Below are 4,401 nucleotides of genomic sequence, written 5' to 3'. Positions count from 1 at the left end.
ACTAAACCGTGGCAAGACCAGAGCGCGCGGAAAATGATGCTGCAAGGTATGTGGTCGTCGGTTGTGATGGAGGCCACGTTCTGCCTTGGCGGTCTGATGCAGATGCCGGTGCTGAGCGTCACGGGAGGGCCGTTTCTTGCATCTCGGACAAACGTCGCCGTTGGGATTTACATGGCAGCCGTGCCCATGTTCCTTGGATATCTTTGCTTCGGCTTCGGCCTTGCCCTTGTACAGGCGAGCATGGCGACAGTTATCACATTACTGGAGCCTGTCGTGGCTATGGTTGTCGGGTATCTTGTTATCATCACTATGCCTATTCCACTCGGCGAACGGTTCCGTACAAGGCCTCAATTCGAGCGATCCTGAACGACTGCTTAGGACTAGTAAGTTGTCACTGTGAGCTGGATTGCAAACGGATGAACGGTCTGCACAACAGCCATTCGGCATGCTGAAATGCTACATGATGCGCAAATGTCCGGTCTGGGGAAACTGCGCCGCAGTACTCGACATTGTTGTGAAAGGCAGGTTTGGGCCGTTTGTGTCGATCGGCACAAAGGGCGGAATTCAGACATTCGCTGCGTGATGGGTCGAGGTCCGCACTGCGGACAATGCTGCCGTCGGTCTGCGACTAGTGAACGTCTGCTTTCGGCGTCCGGGGTGGTGATAGGGTTTATTCCGTATTTTATTTCCAAAGCAGCGCGATTAGCTCCAATAACTTATCGGATTTAAGTACTAGACTTGCAAACCCTGCTGTGACCGCTGTGGCGGCCCCAACTCCCATTGCTGCCCCCACTGACTTAAAGAAAGCTTCTGTAGAGACATCCAGCTTTTCTTTCGCCCAAACCTTAAGAGTACCGCTGCCCTCTTCGATGCGTGGAGTTTGGCGCGCAGTGTTCATGTAGCCGCTTTGCCCCAGCAATGAGTCAGACAAGATGAGGCTGGTTGCAGATTTAGACAAATCGTCAACAGCTCCCTCTATCTCTTCCGGTAACGAGATACGCTCACCTCCCTGAGGTGGGGTTAGAAGAAACCTGATTTCGGCAACACAATCCAACACTTGACGGCATTGGTCTTTTATTCTTCGTTCGAGTTCATTTCGCTCTGAGGCGCCCGTCTGATAAAAAGGATCACCGACATGGATATACTCTAGTTGTACCCACTCGGCAGATTTCTTTTCGAAGGCTTCAACGAAGCGAGCAGACCTCGCATGAATTTGGGGGATACCAAGATGATCTTGGAGAATAGTACCGATGTCTTGTGCAGCCTCCGTTCCGTATATGTGTGGGTTGAACTGTATTCCTTCTCCGACCTTGGATTCTACCCATTCATGCTTTGGGCAGAAAGTTGAAAAAAACCATGGAGCAACTAAACGATCAAAATCCTCTTGCGGAAGTGCCATCAATACGTCGGATTCGGGAAGATCAATCATTTCGAAGAAATTAACGACTGAAGTCGCAAGAGTCACTATCAAAATCAAAGGCCAAAACAGGCTGAACCTATCCGGAAAAAGCGGTCATTTTTGCCTTCTTGGGCTATACCTTAGAGAGCATTGAGAAATTTCTTACCACTAACCCACGGCGAAACCCGGTGTAGCTTTGTTACCTGTTTGCCCTTCGCCCTGTGAGCGGACATTGGGGCAAGATGCAGCATCATGCAAAATGGGCTCAAACCTACCGTTAGTTGCAATATGTATCTGTGTCCGCTTTTTCACAGACATCATCATATGAATGGCAGTTTTCCCATAATACGAGCGCCTCAAATTAAAACTTGGTCCTCCCATTTCGTTGACAGGTTATATTTGCGCATGGCTATTCAGCGGCTTCGATAAGGCTGGACCCTTCTTCCATCAATCCAAACCGCTCAACGGGCCATGTCTTTAGTGCTGCCCCAATCCCGATATTGAGGTCCGCCGAACCCTCTAGCCATGCCTCACGCTCTTCCGAATTCAGGATCACAGGCATGCGATTGTGGATCCCTACCATCGCATCCGTTGCCGCGCGGGTCATGATGGTGCAGGTCCGCATATCATTCCAAATCGAGAACAGCCCAGCAAAATAGAAATTGGCATCGTTGCCCGCCGGTGCAAAGAAGTTGGGCCTACGATTTCCCTTGGGGCCTGTCCATTCATAGAACCCACCAGCGGGGATCAAACACCGTCCATATCGCCAGGCAGCGCGGAAGGTCGGCTTTTCACGCGCCTCTTCGATCCGAGCATTGAATGTGGTCGCTTTCCATTCCTTGGGATCATTTCCTTTGATCCAGGACGGGATAAGCCCCCAACGCGCTGCGACACCTTCCAACGGCTGATCGGCGAATATCAGAATGGGGTTGGTAGGCTTTACGTTGAAGCGCCTCTGGATCGGATCGATCTTAATCTGCGACATATCAATCTCCGTATTTCGCAGGTTGGGATCAACGAAACGTCCACACATTTTAAGCCCCTTAGAGAATTACGCTATCCGCGCAGGATCGCATCGAGGGCAACCCTAAGCAAACTTTTCTTCTCTTGGCTTGCATAAGGGCAGTTATAGACGGGCGGATTGTGTTGAAGAAATCCTGCTTGGCGTGCTTAGATCGAATTTGCGAGAACAATATTCTGGATATTTCTGTATTTTTCGCCCTAACGGACTGATTTTTTTCCAACGGAGAACAGTTTCCTGCGTTTTGAAAGTTTGCCGTTGCAGCAACGAGTTTTTCAACAGAATCAGCGGAAACTGGACCTTAGCGGCACCTGCACACATGTTGCTGCAGATCGGTGAAAGCGGTCATTCAAGACCGCGAAACCCTAACCAACCATGCTGCACCAGCCATCGAGGTCAGCTATGCGCAGATAGCGACCTTTGCAAAGTCTGGAACCGTAATCTTCCTTCTCGACGTGATCGGCCCAAACCGGACCTCGATCGTTCCTATCGTCGCTGCATCGCAGCTTCCCCGAAGCAGACATTACCCCGTTAGCGCAGCATTTTGACCTGCTGGCTGGCGGCATCGCGGACTTAGCTAGACTACGTTTTAATCGACGGGCGAATGCGCACAGACTTTGAATTGGTCACTATCAAGTAGAACGAAAGCGCTCATCCTAGCTGCAGCCCTTGCCCTGCCCACGGTGGCCACTGCGCAAGACGCCGTTACCAAACAGGAGCTGACCAATATACGTAGGTCAGTGCTAGTCGACATCAGGATTGGCTGGGCATGCTTTAGCGAAGACCGGTAAAGTCGGGACGCTGTGAGGGACTTGCTTGCAAAGTCGCTTTATTTCGCCGACGCTGAGCTAGCTGATGCGTTCGTAGATCGTAATGCAGCTTTAGTAATCGAAGATCGGGCCGCATTTGAGGGTAACTGCAGATGGTTGCAAAACGAATATGACAAGGAGGCAGGACAATGAAACTAGCAGCCCTTACAACAGCGGCGCTGCTGCTTGGCTCAACAGCCTTTGCAGGCAGCTGCGACCTTTATAGCAATCAAGCAGCGGACGGCAGCGAATGCGGCCTCCGTAGTGCCGACAGCCGCGTGGAGCCCAGCTACGAGGCTGCGCCAGTAGTCGTAGTAGATCGGGAAGCCTATGACGCGGCCATACGCCTGTCCAATGACCCCGCATACAAGGCTCGGTCAGCAGCGAGGATAAAGCGTTGGTCCTTAGTCAGGGACCTGGCTGATGCGCTGGCAGAGAACTGGTCCAACGAGCATCGCGGCGAGCCTGATTGGGATGCCAACTATCGCTCCATTAGCGAGTGGATACCAGAAGTGGAGGCTATGGTCGAAGGCTGGACCGATGAGCAGATCGCAGAGCTGGCCGCCACCGAGACCCAGAAGCATCGCGACTTTGACCGCGCTTACAGGGCAGATCAGCACGCATCAAGCGTCAACGCTGCAGCCATGCAGGACGTTCTACGGCGAGCCTGCAGCGGTGGCGCAAGAGACCACATGCTATATTGGGAAGCAGTTGAGGTAGCCAACGATTGGATATTCCTTTACACTGGTGACAAGGACGTTGACAAGGCGACTGCGGTCTACCTGCTGACCAATGGCGACGCAGCCTGCGACATGGCCAAGCAGGCAACGATCGACCATATGGCAAGCAGCCAGTAGGCGTCTGCCTAGCTTTTACCTAGATACTTAATAGCTTTACCTAAAAGGGGCTTGCGATTAAATTGCAGGCCTTTTTATTATGGGGATACAGGCTTGGTCGTAAGCGCTGCTTCAGCCTCTAAAGTTCCACAGTAGCAGCTGCTCGATGTCCTTCTGTTTATGGCCTTTGACGATGGCAATGATGACGCCGGCAATGTAGCTGTGCGGTTCGATTTTGTTGAGTTTGCAGGTCTCGATGAGCGACGCGAGCATGGCCCAGTTTTATGCTCCTGCATCATGTGGAATGCCCCCAGTGTGTCTGACGTCAGCACCCGT

General features: G+C 52.1%; 5 protein-coding genes. 2 read left to right on the top strand and 3 right to left on the bottom strand.

Going from position 1 to position 4,401, the window contains the following annotated elements; translation table 11 throughout:
* A partial coding sequence (locus tag KO503_RS00025) for a DMT family transporter (RefSeq protein WP_215989560.1) occupies positions 1 to 366 on the top strand: 366 nt, incomplete at its 5' end.
* 316 nt (positions 367 to 682) lie between these two features.
* On the opposite strand, the gene KO503_RS00020 is transcribed toward KO503_RS00025, so the two are convergent.
* A complete protein-coding gene (locus tag KO503_RS00020; RefSeq protein ID WP_215989559.1) occupies positions 683 to 1,471 on the bottom strand; it encodes a hypothetical protein in 789 nt (262 codons plus the stop codon).
* A gap of 337 nt (positions 1,472 to 1,808) precedes the next feature.
* Positions 1,809 to 2,432 carry an SOS response-associated peptidase gene (locus tag KO503_RS00015; RefSeq protein WP_215989558.1) on the bottom strand — a complete coding sequence of 208 codons (624 nt, stop codon included), beginning with the start codon at positions 2,430 to 2,432 and terminating at the stop codon, positions 1,809 to 1,811.
* Positions 2,433 to 3,378: 946 nt separating this feature from the next.
* On the opposite strand from KO503_RS00015, the gene KO503_RS17670 reads away from it, so the two are divergent.
* Complete coding sequence (locus KO503_RS17670; protein ID WP_252730852.1) at positions 3,379 to 4,086, top strand: hypothetical protein; 708 nt, start codon at positions 3,379 to 3,381, stop codon at positions 4,084 to 4,086.
* A gap of 111 nt (positions 4,087 to 4,197) precedes the next feature.
* Here KO503_RS17670 and KO503_RS17865 read toward each other — a convergent pair whose 3' ends face one another.
* Positions 4,198 to 4,338, bottom strand: a complete 141-nt coding sequence (locus KO503_RS17865; protein WP_436836501.1) for a transposase domain-containing protein — start codon at positions 4,336 to 4,338, stop codon at positions 4,198 to 4,200.
* Positions 4,339 to 4,401: the final 63 nt, after the last annotated feature.

The sequence above is a fragment of the Pacificibacter marinus genome (assembly GCF_018860505.1).
Classification (GTDB): domain Bacteria; phylum Pseudomonadota; class Alphaproteobacteria; order Rhodobacterales; family Rhodobacteraceae; genus Celeribacter; species Celeribacter marinus_B.
This window is presented reverse-complemented; position numbering and strand designations above follow the sequence as displayed.

Bases quoted from the DNA above. Each gene is read 5' to 3' on its own strand.
- KO503_RS17670 (WP_252730852.1), top strand. From the start codon at position 3,379: ATGAAACTAGCAGCCCTTACAACAGCGGCGCTGCTGCTTGGCTCAACA.
- KO503_RS17865 (WP_436836501.1), bottom strand. From the start codon at position 4,338: ATGCTCGCGTCGCTCATCGAGACCTGCAAACTCAACAAAATCGAACCG.
- KO503_RS00015 (WP_215989558.1), bottom strand. From the start codon at position 2,432: ATGTGTGGACGTTTCGTTGATCCCAACCTGCGAAATACGGAGATTGAT.